17 protein-coding genes are annotated in these 18,475 nt (G+C 68.6%); 4 read left to right on the top strand and 13 right to left on the bottom strand.

Features of this window, described 5'->3' with window-relative positions:
* Position 1: 1 nt before the first annotated feature.
* Complete coding sequence (locus LCM15_RS17770) at positions 2-2,059, bottom strand: hydantoinase/oxoprolinase family protein (RefSeq protein ID WP_224858776.1); 2,058 nt, start codon at positions 2,057-2,059, stop codon at positions 2-4.
* Positions 2,060-2,149: 90 nt separating this feature from the next.
* Positions 2,150-3,043 carry a LysR family transcriptional regulator gene (locus tag LCM15_RS17765; protein ID WP_224858775.1) on the bottom strand — a complete coding sequence of 298 codons (894 nt, stop codon included), beginning with the start codon at positions 3,041-3,043 and terminating at the stop codon, positions 2,150-2,152.
* 100 nt (positions 3,044-3,143) lie between these two features.
* Between LCM15_RS17765 and LCM15_RS17760 the strand changes: the two genes are divergently transcribed.
* The gene (locus tag LCM15_RS17760; protein ID WP_224858773.1) at positions 3,144-4,247 is read left to right on the top strand and encodes an NAD(P)/FAD-dependent oxidoreductase; all 1,104 of its coding nucleotides are present in this window, start codon (positions 3,144-3,146) and stop codon (positions 4,245-4,247) included.
* 2 nt (positions 4,248-4,249) lie between these two features.
* Here LCM15_RS17760 and LCM15_RS17755 read toward each other — a convergent pair whose 3' ends face one another.
* On the bottom strand, positions 4,250-5,575 hold the full coding sequence (locus LCM15_RS17755) for an NAD(P)/FAD-dependent oxidoreductase (RefSeq protein ID WP_224858771.1): 1,326 nt from the start codon (positions 5,573-5,575) through the stop codon (positions 4,250-4,252).
* A 162-nt stretch (positions 5,576-5,737) separates the two neighbouring features.
* Between LCM15_RS17755 and LCM15_RS17750 the strand changes: the two genes are divergently transcribed.
* Complete coding sequence (locus LCM15_RS17750) at positions 5,738-6,232, top strand: Lrp/AsnC family transcriptional regulator (RefSeq protein ID WP_224858769.1); 495 nt, start codon at positions 5,738-5,740, stop codon at positions 6,230-6,232.
* Positions 6,233-6,277: 45 nt separating this feature from the next.
* On the opposite strand, the gene LCM15_RS17745 is transcribed toward LCM15_RS17750, so the two are convergent.
* The 10 genes from LCM15_RS17745 to LCM15_RS17700 all read right to left on the bottom strand — a co-directional run bounded on the left by LCM15_RS17745 (position 6,278) and on the right by LCM15_RS17700 (position 17,282).
* Positions 6,278-7,942, bottom strand: coding sequence for an ABC transporter ATP-binding protein (locus LCM15_RS17745; protein WP_224858767.1), 1,665 nt, complete (start codon positions 7,940-7,942; stop codon positions 6,278-6,280).
* Positions 7,942-8,811 carry an ABC transporter permease gene (locus tag LCM15_RS17740; RefSeq protein WP_224858766.1) on the bottom strand — a complete coding sequence of 290 codons (870 nt, stop codon included), beginning with the start codon at positions 8,809-8,811 and terminating at the stop codon, positions 7,942-7,944. Before LCM15_RS17740 ends, LCM15_RS17745 begins: the two co-directional genes overlap by 1 nt.
* A complete protein-coding gene (locus LCM15_RS17735) occupies positions 8,808-9,776 on the bottom strand; it encodes an ABC transporter permease (RefSeq protein WP_224858764.1) in 969 nt (322 codons plus the stop codon). Before LCM15_RS17735 ends, LCM15_RS17740 begins: the two co-directional genes overlap by 4 nt.
* Positions 9,777-9,847: 71 nt before the next feature.
* Complete coding sequence (locus LCM15_RS17730; protein WP_224858762.1) at positions 9,848-11,458, bottom strand: ABC transporter substrate-binding protein; 1,611 nt, start codon at positions 11,456-11,458, stop codon at positions 9,848-9,850.
* A 68-nt stretch (positions 11,459-11,526) separates the two neighbouring features.
* Positions 11,527-12,267 (bottom strand): HAD-IA family hydrolase, encoded by a 741-nt coding sequence (locus tag LCM15_RS17725; protein WP_224858760.1) that lies wholly within the window; start codon positions 12,265-12,267, stop codon positions 11,527-11,529.
* Between the two features lie 301 nt (positions 12,268-12,568).
* On the bottom strand, positions 12,569-13,471 hold the full coding sequence (locus LCM15_RS17720; protein WP_224858758.1) for a 2-hydroxyacid dehydrogenase: 903 nt from the start codon (positions 13,469-13,471) through the stop codon (positions 12,569-12,571).
* On the bottom strand, positions 13,471-14,841 hold the full coding sequence (locus tag LCM15_RS17715) for an aspartate aminotransferase family protein (protein ID WP_224858756.1): 1,371 nt from the start codon (positions 14,839-14,841) through the stop codon (positions 13,471-13,473). The genes LCM15_RS17720 and LCM15_RS17715 overlap by 1 nt, the downstream gene beginning before the upstream one ends.
* Before the next feature lie 15 nt (positions 14,842-14,856).
* A complete protein-coding gene (locus LCM15_RS17710) occupies positions 14,857-15,684 on the bottom strand; it encodes a GNAT family N-acetyltransferase (RefSeq protein ID WP_224858754.1) in 828 nt (275 codons plus the stop codon).
* Positions 15,685-15,816: 132 nt separating this feature from the next.
* Positions 15,817-16,914 (bottom strand): acetylornithine deacetylase, encoded by a 1,098-nt coding sequence (gene argE, locus LCM15_RS17705; protein WP_224858752.1) that lies wholly within the window; start codon positions 16,912-16,914, stop codon positions 15,817-15,819.
* On the bottom strand, positions 16,914-17,282 hold the full coding sequence (locus tag LCM15_RS17700) for a cupin domain-containing protein (protein ID WP_224858750.1): 369 nt from the start codon (positions 17,280-17,282) through the stop codon (positions 16,914-16,916). The genes argE and LCM15_RS17700 overlap by 1 nt, the downstream gene beginning before the upstream one ends.
* A gap of 207 nt (positions 17,283-17,489) precedes the next feature.
* Between LCM15_RS17700 and LCM15_RS17695 the strand changes: the two genes are divergently transcribed.
* Together LCM15_RS17695 and LCM15_RS17690 are read left to right on the top strand one after the other, a co-directional pair.
* A complete protein-coding gene (locus tag LCM15_RS17695) occupies positions 17,490-18,155 on the top strand; it encodes a haloacid dehalogenase type II (RefSeq protein WP_224858748.1) in 666 nt (221 codons plus the stop codon).
* Between the two features lie 14 nt (positions 18,156-18,169).
* The coding region (locus LCM15_RS17690) for an FAD-dependent oxidoreductase (protein ID WP_224858747.1) at positions 18,170-18,475 on the top strand (306 nt) is incomplete at its 3' end.

Raw genomic sequence — 18,475 nt, 5'->3', positions numbered from 1 at the left:
ATCAGTCCTCGAACTGCAGGTGGATGTTGAGATGGCCGTCGACCCGGGCGCTGGTGCCCGCGGGGATGGCGAAGGTGGTGTCTTCCTGTGCAACGATCGCCGGCCCGTCGAAGACCGCCCCCGCCGCCAGCGCGGCGCGCGGATAGAGTGGCACCGGACGCCAGCCGCCGATATGGACCTGCACCTCGCGGCTGTCGCCAGCCTCGACACGGGCCAGCTCGGCGAGGTCGGGCTTGGGCCCGGCCCCCACCGCCGAGAGCCGCAGGTTGACCACCTCGATCCGGCCCTCGGCATCGTGGAAATCGTAGATCCGGCGATGGGTCTCGTGGAACGCATCCGTCAGCCGGTCGAGATCCGAAAGCCACTCGGGCTCGAGCGCCACCTCGATCTCGTAGCTCTGTCCGGCATAGCGCATGTCGCCGGAGAGCCGCAGCTCGATGGCGCCGTCATGGCCCTGCGCCGAGAGCCAGTCGCGGCCCTCGTCCGCCAGCGCCTTGAAATGCTCCCGCAGCACCGGCAGGCGGGCGGCATCGAGATCGGCAAACACCGTGCGGATGAAGTCGCCCTTCAGATCCGCCACCAGCCCGCCGAGCGCCGAGACCACACCCGGGCGGCGCGGCGCCACGACCCGCGGCATCCCGAGCTCGCGGGCGAGGAAGGCGCCCAGCATCGGGCCGCCGCCGCCGAAGGGCATCAGCGCGAAGTCGCGCAGGTCCACCCCGGCCCGCGAGGACAGCTTCTCGACCTCGACGAACATCTCCGAGATCGCGATGTCGAGGATCGCCTGCGCGGTCTCCTCGACGCCGCGACCCAGTTGGGCCGCGAGGTCGCCCACCGCCTCGCGGGCGCGGTCGACGTTCATGTCGAGCTGGCCATAAGCCATTTCCGAATGTCCCAGCCAGCCGCAGACCGCCATCGCGTCGGTGACGGTGGCGCGGGTGCCGCCGCGCCCGTAGCAGGCCGGTCCGGGCACCGAGCCCGCGCTTTCGGGACCCACGCGCAGCACGCCGTGCTCGTCCACCGAGGCGATCGAGCCGCCGCCGATGCCGATCGAGCTGACCGAGACCGAGGGGATGTGCAGCGGGAACTCTCCCACCAGCTCGTCCGAGCCGAACTGCACCTCGCCGTCGATGATCAGCGCGAAATCCGCCGATGTGCCGCCGATGTCGAGCGTGAGGAGGCGGCCCTCGCCCGCCTGCCGCGCCAGCCATGCCGCGCCGATGACCCCCGAGGCGGTGCCCGAGAGCAGCATCGAGACGCAGTCGCGGCGCCCCTCGCCGGCTGTCATCACGCCGCCGTTCGACTTGGTCAGCATCGCCCGCGCCGGCACACCCTGCGCCGTCAGCCGCGCCTCGAGCGCCTCGAGATAGCCGGCGACGCGGGGATGCACGTAGCCATTGAGGATCGCGGTCGAGCTGCGCTCGTATTCGCGGATCACCGGCCAGACTTCGGAGGAGGTGAAGACGAAGAGGTCCGGCGCCAGCGCCTCGATCTCCTCGCGCACCGCGATCTCCTGCGCCGGATCGCGCCACGCGTGCAGCAGCGAAACGATCACACCTTCGGCCCCGGCGGCCCGCGCCTGCGCCACGGCCTTGGCGACGGCGCCCTCGGGCGCATCGCTGCGGCGCCCGTCGGCGCGCATCCGCATCGGCAGGCCGAAGATCATGTCGCGCGGCACCAGCGGATCGGGGCGATGACAGAACAGCGAGTACATGTCGGGCATACGCAGCCGGGCCAGTTCGATCACGTCCTCGAAGCCCGCGTTGGTGAACATCGCAAGCCGTGCGCCCTTGCGCTGGATGATGGTGTTGATGCCCACGGTGGTGCCATGCACGAAGCGGCTCACCGCCGCCGCGTCCAGACCCTCGCGCTCGGCCAGCAGGTCGAGCCCGGTGCGCAGCTCGGCGCCCGGATCATCCGGCGTGGTCAGCACCTTGAGCGAGGCGATGCGGCCCGAGTTGGCCTCCAGCGCGCAGAAATCCATGAAGGTGCCGCCGATATCGACACCGATCTTCCAGTCTTCGCCCTGAGGGTCCCTGCCGGGGAGTTGGCCGTCCATGGGTCATCGCCTTTCGTTCCGTTTGCCCCAATCGAGCAGAGCCCGGCCCGGGGGTCCAAGTCGGATGCGGCGCAAACCCATAAGTCCGGCCTATGGCGGCGCGAGTCCCGCCGGCAACAACGCCCGGATCTGGCCGCGCATCAGCTCCTCGGCCCGCGACAGCACCCGCCCTCGCAGCGTCAGCAGCGACAGCGGCAAGGCGGGCGAGCCGGCGAGCGGACGCACCTCGATGCCGTCGAACTGCTCCCAAGGCAGCAGCGAGTCGACCACCGCGATGCCGAGCCCCGCCTGCACGAACCCCACCGCCGAGATCGAAGTGTCGATCTCGAGCCGTGGCTCGAAGCGGCCGCCCTCGCGGCGCGCCGCCCTGTCGAGCTCATCATAAGGACGGGTGGCGTTGCGGTAGGAGATCACGAAGACATCGCTTAGCTGCTCCAGCCCGACGCTCTCCTGCCGGGCCAGCGGATGGTTTGCGGGCAACAGGCAGCAGAAGCCCGTGCGGCCCAGCACCTCGACCTCGATCTCCTGCGGCATCTGGTCGGTCAGCGCCAGTGCCATCGCCGCATCGCCCTCGCGCAGCATGGCGTACAGAGACTGAAGCGGCGCCACGTTGCAGCGCAGCGCGATGTCGGGATGACGGGCGCGGAAGGCGGCCATCACCTCCGGCAGCAGCGACATGGCGGGCGGGGTCGAGCAGCCGATGCGCACCAGCCCGGCCCGCCCGAGCCGGAGATCGGCGGTCTTGCGCCGCAGCCCCTCCAGCTCTCCGAAGAGGCGCTCGGCCTCGGGATAGAGCTCCTGCGCCTCCGGGGTCGGCTTCAGCCGCCCCTTCTCGCGCGTGAAGAGCGCAAAGCCCAGATCGTCCTCGGTGTGGCGCAGCACCTGGCTCAGCGCCGGTTGCGAGATGTTGAGCAGCCGCGCCGCTTCGGTGACCGTTCCCGCCCGCATCACCGCGGTGAAGACCTCAAGCTGTCGTGCCCGCATGTCGCGCTCCATAGGTTCGACTTATGACCATGCCCGTTTCCCGTCTTTGACCCAAGGCCCCCTGCGGGGTTTTCTTGGCACCAGACGCAAAGGAGCTTTCATGCAGGTCATCGTACTCGGCGGCGGACTGATGGGCACGGCCACGGCCTTCTTCCTGGCCCGGCGCGGCCTCCGCGTGCGCCTGATCGAGCGCGGCCCGATCGGGGCCGGCGCCACGGTGGCCTCGTTCGGCAACATCCGCCGCAGCGGGCGCGCGCTCGAACAGATGCCGCTGGCCAACCGCTCTCTGGCACTCTGGACCCGGTCCGAGGCACTGCTTGGCCGCGACGTCGAGTTTCGCGCCACCGGCCATCTGCGCCTGATCTTCGACGAGGCCTCGCGCGCCGACATGCACCGTTTCGCCGCTGCGGCCCAGCCGCTGGGCCTCGCGCTCGAAGAGCTGGCGCCTGCCGAGATCGCCCGCCGCTTTCCCGGCCTCGGCCCGACGGCCATCGCCGCAAGCTTCTCGCCACAGGATGGCAGCGCCAACCCGCGGCTGGTCGGGCCGGCCTTTGCCGATGCCGCGGCTCGTGCCGGTGCCGAGATCGTCGCTGAGGCCGGCGTGCCCGAGATCGGCCGCACCGAGAGCGGCTTCGAGCTCAGCACCAGGCAGGGCGTCTTTGGGGCCGATGTGCTGGTGAATTGCGCCGGGGCCTGGGGCGCGGAGGTGGCGCGCCGCTTCGGCGAGGACGTGTCGCTGGGGATGCACGGCCCGCAGATGGGCGTGACCGAGCCCCTGCCCCACCGCATCCTGCCGGTGGTCGGCGTCTGGTCGCAGGACAGCGGCGCCTACCTCCGCCAGGTCGAGCGCGGCAACATCGTCTTCGGAGGGGGCGTGAAGCGGCTGCCGGTGGACGAGAGCGGCTTTGGCCGCTTCGACCCGTCCGGCCTGACACAGCAGCTCGGAAAGCTGGTGCGGATGTGCCCGGCGCTGCGTGACGTGGCGATCATCCGGCACTGGTCGGGCTGCGAGGGCTATGTCGAGGACGGGCTTCCGGTGATGGGGGCCTCGGCCGCGACGCCCGGCCTGTTCCACGCCTTCGGCTTCTGCGGCCACGGCTTCCAGCTTGGCCCCGGCGTCGGAGACGCCATGGCCGAGCTGGTGGCGACCGGGGCCTGCGAGACCCCGATCGAGGCCATGTCGATCGCCAGGTTCGCCGCGTGAGCCTAGAATTTCGCCACCTTCCCCCATTGCGAGCCGTCGAAGCGGTTCAGCTTGTACTGCTCGGTCGCGGTGATCGGCGCACGCCCGGTGAGCATGTCCGCCACCAGATGACCAACCCCCGGCCCGATGCCGAAGCCGTGGCCCGAGAGCCCCGCCGCCAGCGTCAGACCCGGAATGCCGATATCGGAGTCGATGACCGGCACGCCGTCCGGGGTGCTGTCGATATATCCGGCCCACTTGGCCTGAACCGTCGCGCCCTCGAGCGCCGGCAGCAGGCGCCGGGCGTTGCTCAGGGTCTCGTTCACGAGCCGCTCGGAGGGCTTGGGATCGAGGATCCGCACGCGCTCCATCGGGGTCTCGCGGTCGAGCGCCCAGTGCTTGCGGGTCTCGAACCCGGCCTGCCAGGCCTGCGGCCCGCCCGGCGCGAGCGCGCGCCAGCGCTTGGCGAACATCGGCAGGAAGTGCTTGGCCCCGCGCAGCGCGCCGGGGGTTGGATCGAGGTGGCTGCGCCCGGAGATCGCCAGCGTGTGCCCGCCGTCGCCGCGCCGGGTGACCGAGACGGCGGCGGTGTGCAGCGCCGGCGGCAGACCGTCGATGCCCGGCGCCAGCGACAGGATCGAGCTGCGCACCGAGGCCTGCGGAAAGAAGATGCCCGACTGGTGCAGGAAGCTGCCCGCCCACGCGCCGCCGGAGAGCACGACCTGTTTCGTGCGGATGCGACCCTTCTCGGTCACCACCCCCGAAACCGCACCGGCCTCGGTCTCGATGCCGCGCGCGGCGCAGCTCTGGATCACCTGCCCGCCATGCTTGAGGATGCCCTTGGCGATCAGCGGCGCGGCGCGAGACGGGTCGGCCACGCCGTCGCTTGGCGACCACACGCCGCCCGCCCAGCTCTGGTGGGTGGAGGCGCCGCGCTCGGTGGCCTCTTCGGCGCTCAGCATCCGCGTGTCGACGCCTTCGCCCCGGGCGAAACGCCCCCAGCGCGCCCAGCCCTCAAGCTCGGCCGGGTCGTTGGAGAGGTAGAGCAGCCCGCAGCGCCGGAACCCGAGGTCCTCGCCGATGTCGCGCGTCATCTCTTCCCACAGCTCGAGGCTGCGGGTCGAGAGAGGCAGTTCGCGGGAGTCTCGGTTCTGCTGCCGGCACCAGCCCCAGTTGCGGCTCGACTGCTCGGCGCCCACGCGGCCCTTCTCGAGCAGGACCACCTTCAGCCCCGCCCGCGCCAGCCAGTAGGCGGCGGAAGTGCCGACGATGCCCGCCCCGATCACCACGCAATCGGCGGTCTCGGGCAGCTCGGTCTGGGTGTCGATATGCAGCAAGGGGGCAGTCATGATAGTCTCCTGTAGTCGCACCATTTTCTACGCCGACCCGCCCAGTTTCATCTGCCGGATCACTCCCCCGCCACGGCATTTCCTGTCGAATGCTGTTGACTCGCGGACGGCCCTGCCCTTGAGAAGATCGAACCGGCGCGCAGACCCCGAAGGAAAGACAAGATGAGCCCCAGCTACAAGCTCGACCGGATCGACCTGAAGATTCTCGCCGAGTTGCAGCGCAACGGTCGCATCACCAATGTCGAGCTGGCCGATCTTGTGAACCTGTCGCCCTCGCCCTGCCTGATGCGGGTGAAGAAGCTGCAGAAGGCCGGCTACATCACCGGCTACGCGGCCCAGGTCGACATGGCCAAGCTTGGCGAGACGCTCACCGTGTTCACCGAGTTCACCCTGCGCAACCATCGCCAGATCGATTTCGCCCGCTTTCAGGAGGCGCTGGAGCAGGTCGAATGCTGCGTCGAGTGTCATCTGGTGTCGGGCGGCTACGACTATCTGGCGAAGTTCGTCACCGCCTCGATCTCGGACTACCAGACGATCGTCGAGGAGCTGATCGACCGCAATGTCGGGATCGACAAGTATTTCAGCTTCGTGGTGATGAAGACCCCGTTCTCCAAGACCCGGATGCCGCTCACGCATCTCTTCGCCGACAAGGTCTGAGACCGGGGCCGCGCAATCACATCACGGCCCCGGCGGGTCTCTGGTTCAGCGGTTGGCGAATTGCGCCACCAGCTCGGGGTCCTGCTCGAGCCCGGCCAGCCATCCGGTGTCGAGCTGCGGCACCGAGGAGATCAGCAGCCGCGAATAGGGGTGCGTGGCCTTGCTCGACATCGTCGCCGCGGGCAGCGCCTCGACCACCTCGCCCTTGTACATCACCAGCACGTCGTCGCAGATCGCCTCGACGGTCGAGAGATCGTGGCTGATGAACATGTAGCTCAGGCCCAGCTCGCTTTGCAGTTCCTTGAGCAGCTCGAGGATCGCCGCGGCCACCACCGTGTCGAGCGCCGAGGTGATCTCGTCGCAGAGAATGAGCTCGGGGCTCGCCGCCAGTGCGCGGGCGAGGTTCACCCGCTGCTTCTGGCCGCCCGATAGCTCGCCCGGCAGGCGGTGCCGCAGGCTGGTGGGCAGATGCACCATATCGAGAAGCTCGGTCACGCGTGCCTCGCGTGCCTTGCCGCGCAGGCCCTCGTAGAAGGTCAGAGGCCGCGCGAGGATGGCGCCGATGGAATGCGCCGGGTTGAGCGCTGTATCGGCCAGCTGGAAGACCATCTGCATCCGCCGCAGCTCGGCCTTGGAGCGGTCCTTGAGATCGGGCTTCATCTCCATGCCGTCGACCATGACGCCACCGCGATAGGCGGGCAGGATGCCGGCCACGGCGCGGGCCAGCGTCGACTTGCCCGACCCGGACTCGCCGATCACGCCGAGGTTTCGCCCGCGCTCGATCTTGAAGCTCACATCCTTGAGGATCTTTGCCGTCGGCTCGCCGTTGCGGATGGTCCCGTAGCCGGCGCAGAGATCGAAGACCTCGAGCACCGGCTTGGGCTTGGCGGACTGCGCCGGCTGGGCCTGCGGCTGGTGCGGCACCGGCTCGAAGGCCGCGAGAAGCTGCTTGGTATAGGCGTTGCGCGGGGCATGAAGGATCTGCTCTGCGCCGCCGACCTCCTGGATCTCGCCGCCCTTGAGCACGATGATCCGGTCGGCGATCTGCGCCACGACGGCAAGGTCGTGGCTGACATAGACGCCCGAGATCCCGCCCGCGCGCATCACCGACTTGAAGGCCCGCAGCACCTCGATCTGGGTGGTCACGTCGAGCGCGGTGGTGGGCTCGTCGAAGATCACCAGCTTTGGATCGCCGATCAGCGCCATCGCCGCCGACAGGCGCTGAAGCTGCCCGCCCGAAACCTGGTGCGGGTAGCGCTGGCCGATGCTGTCGGCCTCCGGCAGCGCCAGCGCGCGGAACAGCTCCACCGCCTTCTTCTCGGCCTCGGCGCGTGGCATCAGGTCGTGGATCGCGGCGATCTCGATGACCTGGTCCATGATCCGCTTCGACGGGTTGAACGCCGCCGCCGCCGATTGCGGCACGTAGGACACCTCGGTGCCGCGCAGCGCGGCGCGGCCGCGGTTCGACAGGGCGGTCATCTCGGAGGCGCCGATGCGGATCGTGCCGCCCTCGATCTCGCAGCCGGGCCGGGTATGGCCCATCAGCGACAGCGCGATGGTGGTCTTGCCCGAGCCGCTCTCGCCGATCAGAGAGACGATCTCGCCCGGTGCGATCTCGAAATCGACGCCCTTGATGATCTCGACCTTGCGGCCCGAGTCGGTGGTCGCGCCGATGCGCAGCTTCTCGACGGTGACGAGGGGGTCGGTCATCATTCGCTCCTGTCGCGGATTTTCGTGGGCAGGTTGTCGATGAACATGTTCACCGAGATGGTCAGCGAGGCGATGGCGATCGACGGGAAAATCACCGCCGGCGCACCAAGGCTCAGCCCCTCGATGTTCTCGCGCACTAGCGCGCCCCAGTCGGCATTGGGCGGCTGCACCCCCAGCCCGAGGAAGGACAGCCCCGAGAGCACCAGCACGATGAACACGAAGCGCAGGCCGAGGTCGGCCAGCACGGGCCCGAGGATGTTGGGAAAGATCTCCTGCAGGATCAGGTAGCGCGTGCTCTCGCCACGGGCGCGGGCCACGGTGACGAAATCCATGGTGTTCACGTTGACCGCGAGCGCGCGAGCAAAGCGGTAGGAGCCGGGCATGTAGATCGCGGTGAGCGTCAGGATCAGCACCGGGATCGACGAGCCCACAGCGGCCACGACGACAAGGCCGAAGAGCAGCGAGGGGATACCGTTGAAGGCATCGAGCAGACGCGACAGGATCATGTCGAACCAGCCGCCCGCGACCGCCGCGATCATGCCGAGGATGACGCCCAGCGTGCAGGCCAGCGTCACCGCGGCCAGCGCGATGCCCACGGTGTAGCGCGCGCCCATCAGGATGCGCGAGAAGATGTCGCGCCCGAGATAGTCGGTTCCAAGCCAGAACTCGCCGCTGACCGGGCTGAAATAGTCCCAGTCGACGATCTCGCCCGGCGGGTGCGGCGCCAGCCACGGGCCGGCAAGGGCCACGAGCCCCCAGAACAGCATGATCGCAAGGCCGATCCGCCCGACCCAGTTGAAGCTCCAGCCAGAGCCCTTCTTCTTGGGCGGATCCGTTGCGGTGGTGGTGGTCTGATACTCTGCCATCATCGACGCAGCCTCGGGTTGGACAGGATTGCAATAAGGTCGGCGAGCGTGATCAGCAGCAGGTAGCTGACGCAGAAGATCATCGCGCAGGACTGGATCAGCGGCAGGTCGCGGGTGCTCACCGCGTCGACCATGAGCTTGGCCACGCCGGGATAGTTGAAGATCGTCTCGACGATGATCACGCCGCCCACGAGATAGCTCAGCGACAGCGCCACCGCGTTGGCGATCGGCCCGAGCGCGTTCGGCAGCGCGTGCACCAGCACCATGCGCTTGCGCGAGGCGCCCTTGAGCAGCGCCATCTCGACATAGGGGGTGTTGATCGTCTCGATCACCGCGGCGCGGGTCATCCGGATCATCTGCGCCGAGATCACGAAGGACAGCGTGATCACCGGCATCGCGTAGGCCTTCAGCATCGCGCCGAGCGAGCTCGTGTCGACGCCGTAGCTCAGCGCCGGCAGCCAATCGAGCCAGACCGCGAAGATCAGCACTGCCAGCGTCGCGACCATGAATTCCGGCACCGAGATCACCGAGATCGTCAGCACCGTGACCACCCGGTCGAATAGCGAGCCGCGCCACATGGCGGCCCCGATGCCGAGGCTCAGCGCGACCGGCACAGAGACCAGCGTCGTCACACCGGCGAGCCGCAGCGAATTCGACAGCCGGCCCGACAGCAGATCCACCACCTCCGTATTGTTGACGTAGGAGGTGCCGAGATCTCCGCCCGCCAGCCCGACAAGCCAGCCGATGAAGCGGCTGAACGCCGGCTCATCGAGGCCCATCGCGGACCGCAGGCCGGCCACGGCCTCGGGCGTGGCGGCTTGGCCGAGCAGGATTTCGGCAACGTCGCCGGGCAACAGCTCGGTGGCGAAGAAGACGGCAAAGGAGACGATGATCAACGTGAGCAGGGCAATGCCGAGCCTCTGTATCACAAGGAACCATGGCAGAAGCGATTGGGGCAAGCGGGGCACCTCTTTCAGCCGGTGAGAAGGTCAGGCGAAGGGCCCGCACGCGCGGTGCGGACCCCGATCTTGCGCGTGGATCAGTCGTTGAGCCAAACGTATTCGGCGAAGGCGTAGCCCATCATGCCGCCAAGCGGGTTCGGCTTGAGGCCGCCAAGCTTGCTGGTGAAGGCGTCCATGTTGGAGATCCAGACCGGAATGCCGGTGCCCGCCTCGTTCGAGATCATCTCCTGCATGTCCCAGTAGATCTCCTTGCGGCGCTCTTCGTCGAGCGCGCCGCGCGCCTCGACCAGCATCGAGTCGAACTTCTCGGACTTGTACTGGCTCTCGTTCCACGGCGCGTCCGAGGCGTAGAGCAGCGAGAACAGGATGTCCGGCGTGGGACGCGGGTTGATGTTGCCGTAGTGGACCGGCGCCTTGAGCCAGTAGTTCGACCAGTAGCCGTCGGAGGGCACGCGGTCGACCTTGAGGTTCATGCCGATCTGGCTGCCGGCCTGCTGCAGGATGGTGGCCATGTCGACCGAGGCGGTGGCCGCTTCGGAGGCCACGACCGGGATCTCGACGCCGAGAAGGCCGGCCTTGTCAAACAGCGACTTGGCACGCTCGGGATCGAACTCGCGCGCCGGCAGGTTCGGATTGAAGTAGCGGTTCGACGGCGACACCGGCTGGTCGTTGGCGATCTCGGCGAGGCCGCGGAAGGCGGACTTCTGGATCGCCTCGCGGTTCATCAGGTACTTCATGCCCTCGACGAAGCCGGCCTTTTCGCCCGGGTTCATGTCGAGACGCATGTTGAGGTTGGTGTAGTTGCCCGAGGTGCTGACCAGCGTGGACACCGAGTCGTTGCTGTCGAGCAGACGCGCCGAGCGCGGGTTGACCGATGCGGCGTACTGGATATCGCCGGACATCAGCGCGTTGATGCGGGCGTTGTTGTCGGGGATCGCGAAGAACTCGAAGCTGTCGAGATACGGGCCCTCGGCCTTGAAGTAGTTCGGGTTCTTCACACCGACCGAGCGCACGCCCGGCTCGAAGCTCTCGCAGATGAAGGCGCCGGTGCCGTTGGCGGTGGAGAAATCCGTGGTGCCTTCGGCGATGATCATGAAGTGGTGCAGCGCAAGGATGGTCGGAAGGTCCGCGTTCGGCGCGTCGAGCACGATCTTCACGGTCAGGTCGTCGACCTTGGAGATCTCGGTCATCTGCTTGGCGATCGAGTTGACCTTGGAGCCGACCGACTCGTCGAGGTGACGCTTCAGCGAGTAGATCACGTCCTCGGCGACGAGGGCCTTTCCGTCGTGGAAGGTCACGCCGGGCTTCAGCTTCACCTCCCAGGTCTGGGCGTCGTCGGAGGACACGCTCTCGGCCAGCTCCATGTTCACCTCGCCCGCCTCGTCGAGGAAGGTCAGGCGGTTGTAGAAGGCGCAGCAGCGGGCATAGTCGGTCGAGAGCGATGCCTTGGCCGGATCGAGCGTGTCGGCGGTCGAGGAGGACCAGCCGGCGGCGCGGAGCGTGCCGCCGGTGACCGGGGTCGCGGCAACCGCGGCCGAGGCGCGCATCAACAGCGAGCCGCCGGCGGCGGCGGCCACGCCGGAGGACATCAGCATCTTCAGCAGATCCCGGCGCGAGGCGCCCCGGCGGATCATGTGCTCGACCATCGCGTCATCGCGGCCGGTCCAGTTGGTGGGGGTCTTGGTCATGTCTTTGCTTCCCTGTTGTGATGCGTGGGGGCTGCCGCGGTCTTGTCGCCGCATTCAGCCGGATTGGGTCAGGAGGACTGCGCGTCGAACGCCGCGTCGGCGGCGCGGGCCAGCTCGATCAGCGCGTGAAAGTGGTAGTCGGGCTCGGTGAACTCCTTGGGCTCGATGGTGCCGCCATAGCCCTGCTGCGCGTGCCGGCGCTGGATCCAGGCGTTCGTCATGCCAAGCGCGCGCGAGATGCCGATATCGTGGTACTGGCTCTGCGCCGTGTGCAGGATCGCGTCCTTGCTGCCGCCATCGCGGCCCACATGCGCGAAGACCTGCTCGAAATAGGCGGGATCGGGCTTTTCGCAGCCGGTGTCGTCGGTGGTGAAGCCGGCCCAGAACGGCTGGCCGAGCTTCTCGGCGTATTTCTCGAAGGCCCAGCGGCGGGCGTTGGTCATCGCGATCAGCTTGTAGCGGCGCTTGAGCCGCGCCATTGCCTCGACGCTGTCCGCGAACGGTTTGGCATCGCCCACCGTGTCGATCATCAGCTGGCGATACTCCTCGGTGTCGGGCAGGCCGAAGGCCGCGGCGATGCGGGAATAGCAGCGCCCGAGATCATCGGGAAACAGGCCCGCGCCCGGCTCGTAGCGGGCATCGCGATAGACCGAGAGCGCGGCTTCGCCGTCGATGTCGATGCCCTCGCGCCCGGCGATGGTGGCCAGCCCGTCCTTGATGGCGCCCTCGAAGTCGATCAGCGTGCCGACCACGTCGAAGGTCACGTATCCGAAGCGGGTCAGCGGTGTCACAGCGGTGGTGGTTGCCATCTCGTCTGTCCTTCCTGCGATGCGTCGGCGCGGGAGAGTGCGCCTTGATCCGTGTCGGGGGGCCCGGGCTTCGCAGCATCTTGTGCCGTGGCTGCGAAGCGGGCCGTCTGTCCCGGTCTGCGTTGGTTTCGCCGGGTTTGCGGCGAACCCCGGGGCGGTCTGTCGCCAGGTCCGCGCGCCGTTAACCGAGAGCTTGTCCCAAATCGGCACTCCGGAATCTCCGAAAGCAGCGGCGGGCGCGGCATATTGTTCTGTATTGCCGCACCCCGCGGCATTTCCGCGCCCCCTGTCGAAGCGCGCCTCAGTAGCCCCGCGCCTGATCCACGAGACCGGGCAGCGGCTGCCCCGCGCGGTCGGCGCCAATCACCGCCAGCGCGTGCTGGATGCCCTCGCGGGCATCGGTCTGGCCAGCGATATGCGGCGTGACGATGACCCGTTCGTGGGTCCACGCCCAGTGATCCGCCGGCAGCGGCTCGGGTTCGGTGACGTCGAGCATGGCCGAGCCGAGCTGCCCGCTGTCGAGCGCCCGGCGCAGCGCGTCGAGCGACAGCTGCGCGCCCCGTCCGGCCTGCACCAGCCGCGCGCCCTCGGGCAGCTTGGCGAGGAAGGCGTCATCCATCAGGCCCTGCGTGGCGGGCGTCAGCGGCAGCAGGCAGATCAGGGTCTCGGCCTCGGACAGGAAGCGATCCATGCCGTCCGCGTCGAACATCCGCACGCCCTCCGGCCCGCGCCCCGAGCGCGACCAGCCCAGCACGTCGAAGCCCATGCCGCCCAGCGTCTCGGCGGCGAGCGAGCCGATACGGCCCATGCCCATGATGCCGACCTTCGCGCCGCGCGAGAGCGGGATCGCCCCGGCCTGCCACAGACCGTCGCGCGCCTGCGCGAGGTAGCCCGGCATATCGCGGTGCAGCATCAGGGACGCCATCACGACCCAGTCGCGCACCATCTCGTCGACGCTGGCCGCGTGGGTGCGCACCAGCGCCACCCCCTCCGGCATCATCGGCATCTGGTCGACACCGGCGCCGACGCAGATCACCACCCGCAGGTTGGGATAGACCGAGAGGTCCTCGGGCGGCACCCAGCAGGCGAGATGCGTGACCTCCTCGGCCGGCGCGCTCTCGTGGTAGAACACCTCGCCCGCCTCGGCGCAGACCTCCGACCAGACAGCGGCCCGCGCGGCCGGTCCCAGCAGCAGCAGCGCCATCAGCGCAGCACCGCGCGGATCTCGGGGTCCTCGAGCGTCAGGTCCAGCACCTTGCGGGTGCGCTCGACGATGGCGTCGATCTCGGCGTCGGTGCAGCACAGCGGCGGCGCGTAGCCGAAGATGCCCTGCGGGAAGCTGCGCACGATCAGGCCCTGTTCCCACGCGCGGTCGAAGAGCCGGGTGGCGGGCTGCACGCTGGCGGGCAGCGGGGTCTTCTTGTCCTTGTCGGTGACCAGCTCGACCGCGGCCAGCATGCCGCGACCGCGCACGTCGCCCACGAGCGGGTGATCGCGCAGGCTCTCGAGCCCTGCCATCAGCCGCGCGCCGGCCTTGCGGCCATTCTCGAGCAGGCCGTTCTCGTAGAGATACAGCACCTCGAGCGCCACCGCCGCCGAGACCGGATGCGCCGAGTAGGTGAAGCCGTGACCGACCGCCTTGGCGCCGGCGCCGTCGGCGATGGTCTCGTAGACGTGGTCGCGCATGAAGACCGCGCCCATCGGCACATAGCCCGAGGTCAGGCCCTTGGCGGTGGTCATCAGGTCGGGCACGATGCCCTCGTCCTCGCAGGCAAACAGCGGACCGGTGCGGCCGAAGGCGGTGATCACCTCGTCGGCGACGAAGAGGATCTCGAGCTCGGCGCAGACGTCGCGCATCGCCTTCATCCAGCCCATCGGCGGCACCAGCACGCCGCCCGAGCCCTGGATCGGCTCGACGTAGAACGCGGCGACCTTGTCCTCGCCGATCTCGGCCACCTTGGCGCGCAGCTCGGCCACCGAGGCGTCGATGATCTCCTGTGCGCTTTGCGCCGGGTTGCGGTAGACGTAGTGCGACGAAATCTTGTGCTGCCACTGGTAGGGGATGCCAAAGCCCTCGTGAAAGCCGGGCAGCGCGGTGAGACCCGCGCCCATGCTGGTCGAGCCGTGATAGCCCTGCTCGACCGAGATGAACTGGTCGCGCTGCGGCTGGCCCTTGGCGTGCCAGTAGTAGCGGATGAAGCGGATCGTGCTGTCGACCGCGTCCGACCCGCCAAGGCTGAAATAGATGTGGTTGAGATCGCCCGGGCTGCGCTCGGCAAGCTCGGCGGCAAGCCGGATCGGCGCCTCGGCGCCGAGGTCGAAATAGCCGGTGGCATAGGGCAGCTTGCGCATCTGGTCGGCGGCGGCCTCGACGATGCTCTCGTGACCATAGCCCGCGTTGACGCACCACAGGCCTGCGAAGCCGTCGATCAGTTCGCGCCCTTCGGCATCGGTGACGGTCGCGCCCTTGGCCGAGCGCAGCACGCGCACGCCGCGCGCCTCATGGCCGCGGAAGGACGAGACCGGGTGAACGAGGTGCTGGCGGTCCAGCTCGACAAGGGAGTTCGTCAGCATGAGGTGCTCCGTGGATCAGCCAAGGGCCTGCGAGGCCAGGGCGTAGGTTGTGTATTCCGAGGTCGCGGCGGGGGCCGCGCCCTTCATCATCGCCGTGCCGCCGCCGACATGGGCGAGGCCGAGGCGTGTGGCGTGCTCGGCAAGCGCCGGATCGGCGAGATCGACGCGCAGGAAGCTGCCCTCTGCGCGCGTGGCCGCGCCAGACAGCAGCGCCCGCGCGGTGGCCGCGTCGCGGGCCACGATCGGCCCCAGCACTTGCCCCCGTCCGAAATCGCGCAGCAACGCGAAGCCGCCCTCGGCGCGCAGCACCGTGCCGCGCTCGGCGATGTGCGTCAGAAGCGCCGCGCGATCGCTGCCGCCGGCGGCGAGGTCCATCGCGGCGATGCCCTGCGCATCGCCCTCGACGACCGGCAGCTCGGGGTCGTCGGACAGGGCGATGCCCTGATGCTGCAGGATCTCTCCGGTGACCTCGAAGCCAAGCTTCTCGTAGAGCGGCCGCCCGTCCGTGGTCGCGGTGAGGCGCAGCTCGCGCGTGCCGGCCAGCTCGAGGACCGCCTGCATCAGTTTGCGGCCCAGTCCCTGCCCGCGCATCCGCGCATCGACGATGATCATGTTGATCAACGCCACATCGCCGAAGATCGAACACAGCGCCGTGCCGACGATCTCGCCGTCGTGCAGCGCCACGACCCCCTGCGACACCGACAGCGTCAGCGCCCAGTCCTCGGCGCGGTGCGGCCAGCCCGCCTCTTGCGACAGGCGCATCGCGCCCGGAATGTGCTCGGGGGCAAAGGCTCTGAGGACGAGGTCCGGCAAGGCGGTCGCGATGGGGGAAACTGCGGTCATGGGCATCTCTGATCTTGGATCGTGTCTTGCGCTCAGCTTAGGGGCGCGCGGGCGGCAGGTTTCGCCTGATCTTTCGCCCGCGCGGCAGGTTTGCGCTGCAGCGGCGCCGGGCCGCCGCAGGATATGCCGCGCTCAGATCAGCCGCCGGCCAAGCGCCAGCACCATCTCGACGGCGCCTGAAAGTTCGGCCTCGGTGAGGTATTCCTCGGGCTTGTGGGCGCGCCCGATGTCGCCGGGACCACAGATCACCGAAGCCACACCGGCCTGCTGGAACAGCCCCGCCTCGGTGCCGTAGGACACCGCCTGCAGCGGCGCGTGCCCGGAGATCGCGGCGCTCAGTGCTGCCAGCGGATGGTCGGCATCGAGCGCCAGCGCCGGATAGCTCGCCAGCCAGTCCGCCGTGATGCCCGGAATCTCGAGCAGCGGCGACAGGATCTCCCGCGGATCGACCCCGGCGATGGCGCGTGCCTCGATCCGCGCCTCGGCCTGCTCGGGGATGATGTTGATGGCCTGCCCGCCGGAGACGGTACCCACCTGCAGCGAGGAATAGGGCGGCTCGAACCGCAGATCCTGCGGCCCCTGCTTAAGTGCCCCGGCCAGCGCCACCGCCTCGGACAGCGCCGGGATCAGCGCGTGGATGGCGTTGCTGCCGAGATCCGGGCGCGAGGAATGCCCCGCGACGCCCGCAGCGCTCAACCGCAGCGCCGCCTTGCCCTTGTGCGCCAGCACCGGCACCAGCCCGGACGGCTCGCCGACGATGCAACCCAGCGGCGCGGCGCAGAGGTCGGGCAGCTTCTCCAGAAGATGCGGCACACCACGGCACCCGGCCTCTTCATCATAGGAGAGGGCAATATGAATCGGTGCCCCGAGCGGCATCTGCGACAGTTCCGGCACCGCGGCGAGCACCGCGGCGACAAAGCCCTTCATGTCGCAGGAGCCCCGCCCGATCAGCCGCTCGCCGCTCTGGCGCAGCACGAAGGGATCGCCAAGCCAGTCCGGCTCGCCCGCGGGGACCACATCGACATGGCCCGACAGGATATAGCCGGGCCGCGACGGATCTCCGAGCGTCGCGAAGAGGTTCTCGCGATCCCCCTCCGGCCCCATCAGCCGCGTCACCTTGGCGCCATGCCCGCCGAGATAGTCCGCGACCCAGTCGATCAGCGCCCCGTTCGGGCCGCCCACCACGGTGGGAAACCCGACCAGCCGCTCGAGGATCTCCGCCGCCTGCATCAGGACGCGATCACGAAGATCTTTTTCACCGTCTCGAGCGTGTTCCAGCTGCCGGTGAAGCCGGGCTTCATCACGAAGCTGTCGCCCGCGCCGAAGACATGGGTCTCGCCGCCGTCCTCGCTGATCTCGCAGCGGCCCGAGAGGATGTGGCAGAATTCGAAGGTCTCGCCCTTGATCGAGATGGTCTTGCCGGCGGTCGCCTCCCAGATCCCGGTGCGGATCTTGCCCCACTTAGCGGCCTCGGCCAGCGCGGTGTCGAGCTCCCATGTCTTGAAGGCGGGCGTGCCCTCGAGCAGGCGCTCGGGGGCGGCGGTGGCCTCTTTGGGTGCAAAATCGGGGGTCGGGTCGAGCGGAACGAGCAGGCTCATCGGGGTCTCCGGGTTGGGAATGTCGGTCTGCGGGCAGAATGCCCCCTGCCCCGCCGCCGCAGTCACCGAATGCCCGGCCCACGCGGCAGACCGTGCCGCGCCTTCCGCGACAAACGGAATTTCATGCGCTGAAAGCGGGAAACGCGGCAGGCGCTGTCGCGGGGGTCGGGTCAAGATACCGACATCCAAGGACCCCCGGAGACTGACATGACCTTCCGCCCCAAATTCATCACCTTCGACTGCCACGGCACGATGATCTATTTCGACATGGCCGGTGCCGCGCGCGATTTCTACGGCGAGCAGCTCGGCGCCGAGAAGATCGAGGTCTTCATCCGCGATTTCTCGGCCTACCGTCTCGACGAGGTTCTGGGGGCATGGAAGCCCTATGCCGAGGTCGTGCACAACGCGCTCGAGCGCACCTGCAAGCGCAACGGCGTCGCCTTCGACCCCGAGATCGCCGCCAAGATCTATGACCGCGTGCCGACATGGGGGCCCAACCCCGACGTGCCCGCGGGCCTCGCCAAGATCGCGCCGCACATTCCGCTGGTGGCGCTCACCAACTCGATGAACAGCCAGATCCCGCACAACATCGAGAAGCTCGGCTCGCCGATCGCGCATGTGTTCACCGCCGAGAGCGCGCAGGCCTACAAACCGCAGATGCGCGCCTTCGAGTACATGTTCGACATGCTCGGCTGCGGACCGGAAGACGTGCTGCACGTGTCGTCGTCGTTCCGCTATGACCTGATGACCGCGCATGATCTTGGCATCAAGAACAAGGTCTGGGTCAACCGCGGCCACGAGCCCGCGAACCCGTATTACGGCTATACCGAGATCAAGGACGTTTCGGGCCTGCCGGGCGTCGTCGGCCTTTGAGAGGAGCCAACAGGATGAAGTTCCAGTCCTACTGGCACGACACTGCCCCCGCCTTCGCATCGGCCCAGAGCGGGCCGGTCGAGGGCAAGGTCGACGTCGTGGTGATCGGCGCGGGCTTCACCGGCCTCAACGCCGCCCGCAAGCTCGCCCGCGAAGGGGTGAGCGTTGCGGTGCTCGAAACCCGGCATGTGGGCTTCGGCGGCTCGGGCCGCAATGGCGGGCACCTCAACAATGGCATGGCCCACGGCTATGGCGAAGCGAAGGCGCATCTCGGCGCGGACCGCGCCAAGGCGTTGTGGCAGGCGTATGACCGCTCGATC

It is taken from the genome of Salipiger bermudensis (assembly GCF_020171625.1).
GTDB lineage: Bacteria > Pseudomonadota > Alphaproteobacteria > Rhodobacterales > Rhodobacteraceae > Salipiger > Salipiger bermudensis_B.
This window is presented reverse-complemented; position numbering and strand designations above follow the sequence as displayed.

What these genes read in the sequence shown, in the direction of transcription:
- LCM15_RS17700 (WP_224858750.1), bottom strand. Translation starts at nt 17,282, where the DNA reads ATGAGCCTGCTCGTTCCGCTCGACCCGACCCCCGATTTTGCACCCAAA.
- LCM15_RS17730 (WP_224858762.1), bottom strand. Translation starts at nt 11,458, where the DNA reads ATGACCAAGACCCCCACCAACTGGACCGGCCGCGATGACGCGATGGTC.
- LCM15_RS17750 (WP_224858769.1), top strand. Translation starts at nt 5,738, where the DNA reads ATGAGCCCCAGCTACAAGCTCGACCGGATCGACCTGAAGATTCTCGCC.
- LCM15_RS17715 (WP_224858756.1), bottom strand. Translation starts at nt 14,841, where the DNA reads ATGCTGACGAACTCCCTTGTCGAGCTGGACCGCCAGCACCTCGTTCAC.
- LCM15_RS17755 (WP_224858771.1), bottom strand. Translation starts at nt 5,575, where the DNA reads ATGACTGCCCCCTTGCTGCATATCGACACCCAGACCGAGCTGCCCGAG.
- argE (WP_224858752.1), bottom strand. Translation starts at nt 16,914, where the DNA reads ATGCAGGCGGCGGAGATCCTCGAGCGGCTGGTCGGGTTTCCCACCGTG.
- LCM15_RS17760 (WP_224858773.1), top strand. Translation starts at nt 3,144, where the DNA reads ATGCAGGTCATCGTACTCGGCGGCGGACTGATGGGCACGGCCACGGCC.
- LCM15_RS17725 (WP_224858760.1), bottom strand. Translation starts at nt 12,267, where the DNA reads ATGGCAACCACCACCGCTGTGACACCGCTGACCCGCTTCGGATACGTG.
- LCM15_RS17740 (WP_224858766.1), bottom strand. Translation starts at nt 8,811, where the DNA reads ATGATGGCAGAGTATCAGACCACCACCACCGCAACGGATCCGCCCAAG.
- LCM15_RS17720 (WP_224858758.1), bottom strand. Translation starts at nt 13,471, where the DNA reads ATGGCGCTGCTGCTGCTGGGACCGGCCGCGCGGGCCGCTGTCTGGTCG.
- LCM15_RS17710 (WP_224858754.1), bottom strand. Translation starts at nt 15,684, where the DNA reads ATGACCGCAGTTTCCCCCATCGCGACCGCCTTGCCGGACCTCGTCCTC.
- LCM15_RS17695 (WP_224858748.1), top strand. Translation starts at nt 17,490, where the DNA reads ATGACCTTCCGCCCCAAATTCATCACCTTCGACTGCCACGGCACGATG.
- LCM15_RS17770 (WP_224858776.1), bottom strand. Translation starts at nt 2,059, where the DNA reads ATGGACGGCCAACTCCCCGGCAGGGACCCTCAGGGCGAAGACTGGAAG.
- LCM15_RS17765 (WP_224858775.1), bottom strand. Translation starts at nt 3,043, where the DNA reads ATGCGGGCACGACAGCTTGAGGTCTTCACCGCGGTGATGCGGGCGGGA.
- LCM15_RS17745 (WP_224858767.1), bottom strand. Translation starts at nt 7,942, where the DNA reads ATGACCGACCCCCTCGTCACCGTCGAGAAGCTGCGCATCGGCGCGACC.